This window comes from Actinosynnema sp. NPDC059797 (assembly GCF_042732085.1).
GTDB lineage: Bacteria > Actinomycetota > Actinomycetes > Mycobacteriales > Pseudonocardiaceae > Actinosynnema.
Window position 1 is genome coordinate 1 of record NZ_JBHWIE010000426.1, and the last position, 5,562, is coordinate 5,562.

General features: G+C 74.0%; 5 protein-coding genes. 2 read left to right on the forward strand and 3 right to left on the reverse strand.

Features of this window, described 5'->3' with window-relative positions:
• Window positions 1–63 precede the first annotated feature (63 nt).
• A complete protein-coding gene (locus ACFV4N_RS38960; RefSeq protein ID WP_499677702.1) occupies window positions 64–672 on the forward strand; it encodes a TetR/AcrR family transcriptional regulator in 609 nt (202 codons plus the stop codon).
• 6 nt (window positions 673–678) lie between these two features.
• Window positions 679–2,874 carry an MMPL family transporter gene (locus ACFV4N_RS38965; protein WP_499677703.1) on the forward strand — a complete coding sequence of 732 codons (2,196 nt, stop codon included), beginning with the start codon at window positions 679–681 and terminating at the stop codon, window positions 2,872–2,874.
• A 74-nt stretch (window positions 2,875–2,948) separates the two neighbouring features.
• Here ACFV4N_RS38965 and ACFV4N_RS38970 read toward each other — a convergent pair whose 3' ends face one another.
• From ACFV4N_RS38970 to ACFV4N_RS38980, 3 genes are all read right to left on the reverse strand, one after another.
• On the reverse strand, window positions 2,949–3,902 hold the full coding sequence (locus ACFV4N_RS38970; RefSeq protein ID WP_499677704.1) for an ankyrin repeat domain-containing protein: 954 nt from the start codon (window positions 3,900–3,902) through the stop codon (window positions 2,949–2,951).
• Window positions 3,903–4,071: 169 nt separating this feature from the next.
• Window positions 4,072–4,605 (reverse strand): AfsR/SARP family transcriptional regulator, encoded by a 534-nt coding sequence (locus ACFV4N_RS38975; protein WP_499677705.1) that lies wholly within the window; start codon window positions 4,603–4,605, stop codon window positions 4,072–4,074.
• 266 nt (window positions 4,606–4,871) lie between these two features.
• Window positions 4,872–5,562, reverse strand: a 691-nt coding sequence (locus ACFV4N_RS38980; RefSeq protein ID WP_499677706.1) for an ATP-grasp domain-containing protein, incomplete at its 5' end; no start/stop codon positions are given.

Here is a 5,562-nt window from a genome sequence, read left to right on the forward strand (position 1 = left end):
CCCACCTACCGGTTCGGGCGGTCGACCGACCGAACCGGTAGGTGGGTGGGTACCGTCGGAACCATGGCACGACTGACCCGCCGGTACGTCGACGAGCGGATCCTCGACCGCGCGGCGGGCCTGTTCGCGCGGCACGGGTTCGCCCACACGTCGCTGAAGGACCTCGCCGACGCCGTCGGCCTGTCCAAGGCCGGGCTGCTGCACCACTTCCCCAGCAAGGAAGCCCTGTTCGAGGCCGCGATGGAGATGGGCCGCACGCAGAGCCAGCACGTGCTGGACCAGGTGTCGCGGCTGCCGGACGGCCCGGCGCGCGACCGGCGGGCCGTCGAGCTGCTGGTCGACGTCGCCCTCGAACGGCCCGGCCTGGTGGCGCTGGCGTCCCGGGCGATCAACACGCTCGGCACCGACGAGGCCGACGACGAGGACAACGGGCTGGCGGGCGTCGACCGGCTCGTCTTCGACGTGTTCGGGGTCACCCCCGACTCCGGCGACACCGAGCGGCTGGTCCGCGTCGTCGGGATGCTCGCCGCCCTGGCCGTGCTCAGCCTGTCCGCCAACCGCGACGGCGACAAGACCGGCTGGCGGCCCCACATCGTCACGACCTGCCTCGACGCCCTCGGCCACCGCTCTCCCTCCCCTTCCCCGTCCGACCTCTCCCAGGTGGAGGCTTGATCCCCCATGGCACGCCTGCTCTACCGACTCGGCTTCGGCGCGCACCGGCGCCGACTGGTCGTCGTCCTGTTGTGGCTGCTGGTGCTCGCCGGCACCGCCGTCGGCGCGGTGACCCTGTCCGGGGCGACGGCCAACTCCTTCTCCATCCCCGGCCAGGAGTCCACCACCGCCCTTGACAAGATCAAGGAGGAGTTCGGCTCCCAGGGCGGCGCGACCGCCCGCGTGGTGGTCAAGGCCCCGGACGGTCAGCAGCTGACCACCCCGGAGAACGCCCAGCGCGTCGCCGGGCTGGTGCAGGAGCTGGGCACGCTGCCCGGCGTGACCTCGGCGAGCAACCCGCTCGACCCGCAGGCCCCGGCCGTGAACGCCGGGCAGGACACCGCCTACAGCACGGTGACCTACGAGGCCAAGGCCGGCGAGGTGACCGAGGAGCAGCGCACCGCGCTGACCGACGCCGTCGAGGGCGCCCGTGCCGGCGGGCTGACCGCCGAGGTCACCGGTGAGGCCGTCCAGGCGCCGCCGCACATCGGCGGCGCGGCGGAGGTCATCGGCGTCGTGGTCGCCCTGCTGATCCTGGCCCTGACCTACGGCTCGCTGGTGGTGGCGGGGATGAACCTGCTCACCGCCGCGGTCGGCGTGGGCATCGGCGCGCTGGGCATCACCATCGCCACCGGTTTCATGGACCTCCAGTCCACCACCCCGATCCTGGCCGCGATGCTGGGCCTGGCCGTGGGCATCGACTACGCGCTGTTCATCATCACCCGCTACCGGCAGGAGCTGCGCGAGGGCAAGGACGTCGGCGACGCCATCGGCACCGCAGTGGGCACGGCGGGCTCCGCGGTCGTCACCGCCGGCCTGACCGTGGTCATCGCCCTGGCCGGCCTGACCGTGGTCGGCATCCCGTTCCTGACCCAGATGGGCGTGGCCGCCGCGCTGACGATCATCGTCGCCGTGCTGGTCGCGGTCACTCTCGTGCCGGCGGTGCTGAGCTACCTCGGCAGGCGCGCGCTGCCCCGCAAGCAGCGCACCGGGCCGGCGCCGGCCACCGGGGGCGGCGACACCCCCGAGGACGCCCGGGACCGCGGTTTCTTCCGCGGCTGGGTCGGCGGCGTGACCCGCAACCGGGTCGCCACGCTGCTGCTCGCGGTCATCGGCCTGGGCGTCATCGCGGTGCCCGTCACCTCCATGCAGACCACCCTGGTCATGGCGCCGCCCGCCGGCTCCTCCCAGGAACGCGCGGACCGGCTGCTCGCCGACGGCTTCGGCGAGGGCTTCAACGGCCCGCTGGTCGTGCTGTTCGAGGGCGACAACGCGGCGCAGACCGCCGCCGGGACCCTCCAGGGCATCCAGGGCATCGACGACGTCGCCCTGGTCACGCCGCCGACGCCCAACGCCGACGGCTCCGCCGCGATGCTCACCGTCATCCCCGAGTCCGGGCCCGCCACCGAGGCCACCGAGCGCCTGGTGGACGACCTGCGCGCCCACCTGGCCGGCGTCGACGGCGCGACGACCTACGTCACCGGCACCACCGCGGTCAGCGTGGACGTCGCGGTCGCCCTCGACGAGGCCATGCCGATCTACCTGGCCCTGGTCGTCGGCCTGGCCCTGATCCTGCTGGTCCTGGTGTTCCGGTCGATCCTGGTCCCGCTCGTGGGCGTGCTGGGCTTCCTGCTCACCATCGGCGCCTCGCTCGGCGCGACGGTGGCGGTGTTCCAGTGGGGCTGGCTGGCCGACGCGGTCAACCTCGACGGCACCGGCCCGCTGCTGAGCCTGACGCCGATCCTGATGGTCGGCATCCTGTTCGGCCTGGCCATGGACTACCAGATCTTCCTGGTGTCCCGGATGCACGAGGCGCACCACCGCGGCCGGTCGCCGCGCGACTCCATCACCACCGGCTTCCGCCAGGCCGCGCCCGTGGTCGTGGCCGCCGCGCTGATCATGTTCTCGGTGTTCGCCGGCTTCGTCCCGGCGGGCGAGGGCCCGATCAAGTCCATCGCCTTCGCCCTCGCGATCGGCATCCTGGTGGACGCCTTCGTGGTCCGCATGGTCATCGTCCCGGCCGCCCTGGCGCTGCTGGGCGAGAAGGCGTGGTGGCTGCCCAAGTGGCTGCGGTGGCTGCCCGTCCTGGACGTCGAGGGCGCGGCCCTGGAGGACACCGCTCCCCGACCTCGGGACGAGGACCTGGTCGACGCCAACCGGTGATCGGACGCGGAATCCCGGCGCCTCCTCGACCCGAGGTGCGCCGGGGTTCCGCGTTCGTCAGGCCCGCGCGTCCGTCAGGCCCAGTAGTCGCGCTCGGGCAGCCGCACCCACGCGTCCGGCGGCCCGCTGACCGCGCGGTCGTCGACCGGCGCCAGCCCCACGCGGGCGAAGCAGTACGCGAGCGCCCGGTACTGGTACAGGTAGGACAGCAGCACCTCGTCGTGCCCGTCGTGCTCGTCCGGGCCGCCGCCGGGGTGCAGGTCCCAGCCGACCACCTCGCCGTCGCGGGTGATGCTGCCCTGGTTGCCGCTCTTGGGGTTCGCGTACATGCCGTAGCAGGTCGTGCCCGCCGACAGCGCCTTCGTCACCCCGGGCGTGCTCGGCCCGTAGGCCCACGGCTGGGCCACCACGCACCCGCCGGGCACGTCGGTGACCCCCATCGTGCGGATGACCTCCGAGCCGTTCGGGTCCTGCTGCCACCTGGCCCACATCAGCCCGGTGTCGCCCTCGACGACCTCGGCGTCGAGCCTGCGCACCGCCTCGGCGGCGTCCACGCCCGCGACGCACGCGACCCCGATGCCCTCCCGGTCCCCGTCGCCGACCGCGGCGATCAACCGCCGGCTCTCCTCCACCGCCGCGGCCTCCTCGGGGGTCAGCCGGTCCCGGGGCGCGAACAGGTCCGGTGCGGGTCCGGCCAGGCTCAGCCGGCCCGGCGGCCAGCCCGACATCATGTCCCGCCAGGGGGCCGCGCCCGCCTCCGCCAGCGCGCGGGCGTTGTCCGGCCGGTTCGCCGCCACCGCGCGCCAGAGCGCGGTGCGCCCGCCCCACCACGCGTCCACGTCGCCCACCCGCCGCGCGAGTTCGGCCACCACCTCGGCGGAACCGCGCTCGGCCGCCACGTGCAGCGGCGGCCCCTGGTATCGCCCGCCCGCGTTCGGGTCCGCGCCCGCCTCCAGCAGCGCCCGCACCTCGTCGAGGTCCGCCCAGCCGTGCCAACCGAGGGTGGACCACCCGCCATCTCCGATCATGGCGACCAGCATGGCGGACCCGGTCGCCGGACCGGGTCGGCTCCACCGGGGACGGCGGTCGGCAGTTGCTCCGCACCGGCGCGCCGGCGAACCGGTCGATCACCCCGGGACACCCGTTCGCCGCCCACAGAGGACAGTCCACGGTGGACCGCGTCCGGCGCCCGCCCCGTCAGGCGACGGCCAGTACGTTCGGGGTGACGTCGTTGAGGATGTCGCGGTGCAGCCGCCGCAGCTCGGACGACGGGTCGATGCCCGCGCCCGCCCGCAGGTCCCGCTGCGCGACGAAGTAGGCGTGCAGGGCGTCGGCGCGGCGCCCGCTGTGGTAGAGCGCGGTGATGAGCAGGCGCTGGAGGTTCTCGCGGAGCGGGTGCTCGGCGACGAGCGCGGTCAGGTCGGGCAGGACGTCCCGCGACCTGCCCAGGGCGAGTTCCAGGCGGGCCAGCTGCTCCACCACGTCGACGCGCTTCTCCGCCCACCAGCGGGACTCGGGCGCGAGCGCGGGCACGTCGAGCCCCTGGAGCAGCGGGCCGCGCCACAGGGCCAGGGCCTGGCGGTAGCGGCGGACGGCTTCCTCGGCCAGGCCCGCCCGGTCCAGCTCGGCGGCGGTCGCGGTCAGGGCGAGGATCCGGCCCGTGTCGACGCGGTCGGGCGCGACGTCCGCCGAATAACCGCCCGGATCGGTCCGGACGAGGCTTTCCGGCATACCGTGATCGGCGAACTTGCGGCGAATACCGTGCACGCAGATGGCGATTTGGTTCTCGGGGTTCTTCGGCCCTTCGGAAGGCCACACCGCAGCCGCTATCCGGTCGACCGGCTGGGTTCGCCCGGTATTGAGCAGCAGCACCGCCAGGACGACGCGCTGACGTCTCGACGGCACGGGCACCACTTCGTCACCGGAATGGACGCGCAGCGATCCGAGCACACTGAAGCCGAACAAGGTGGACAGCCTCCCCCAGGATTTACCAGGCCTTAACTCAGCGTCATTGAGCTTACCGCTTCTTCACGGAAGGTGTCCGCCCGTGTCTTCACAGTGACGGCCACCGCTTCGGCGGCTGCTTCGGCCGCGGCCTCCGCCTCGCGCGGGGTGGCCCCGACTGCGATGACCGCGCCCAGGATGCAGGACTTGTAGTCGACGGGCGGCTGGTCGACCCGGGCGCCGACCGGCCGCTCCACCACCAGGTGGCGCACCCCGCTCGTGCGTGCGGCGTCGTCCAGCCCGGCGTACGCGGCCACCACCCCGGTCCGGTCGGTCACCAGCTTGCGCACGCACGCGCCCAGCGGCAGGCCGGCGGCGGCCAGGGGCGGGCGACCCGTGGCCACCCTCACCGAGTTCTCCGCGAACGACCGGCCGGTGGCCAGGGTGACCAGGTGCGAGGCGATGAAGTCGCCGCCGCCGCGCGCGCCGACCTCGACCAGCCGCACCCGCCCGTCCGGGCCGACCATGCACTCCAGGTGGAAGGTGCAGTCGTCGAGGCCGAGCGCGGCCACGACGCGCGCGGTGACGTCGTGCACGCGGTCGAGCGCGGCGGGCGGCAGCAGGCTGGGGTGCCGGTGCGCCAGTTCGATGCGGAACGGGTCCAGGGTGCGCTTGTCCGTGACGCCGGCGACGTGCACCGCGCCCGCGTGCACGAAGCCCTCGACGCTGTGCTCGGTGCCGGGC

Bases quoted from the DNA above. Each gene is read 5' to 3' on its own strand.
- ACFV4N_RS38960 (WP_499677702.1), top strand. From the start codon at position 64: ATGGCACGACTGACCCGCCGGTACGTCGACGAGCGGATCCTCGACCGC.
- ACFV4N_RS38965 (WP_499677703.1), top strand. From the start codon at position 679: ATGGCACGCCTGCTCTACCGACTCGGCTTCGGCGCGCACCGGCGCCGA.
- ACFV4N_RS38970 (WP_499677704.1), bottom strand. From the start codon at position 3,902: ATGATCGGAGATGGCGGGTGGTCCACCCTCGGTTGGCACGGCTGGGCG.
- ACFV4N_RS38975 (WP_499677705.1), bottom strand. From the start codon at position 4,605: ATGCCGGAAAGCCTCGTCCGGACCGATCCGGGCGGTTATTCGGCGGAC.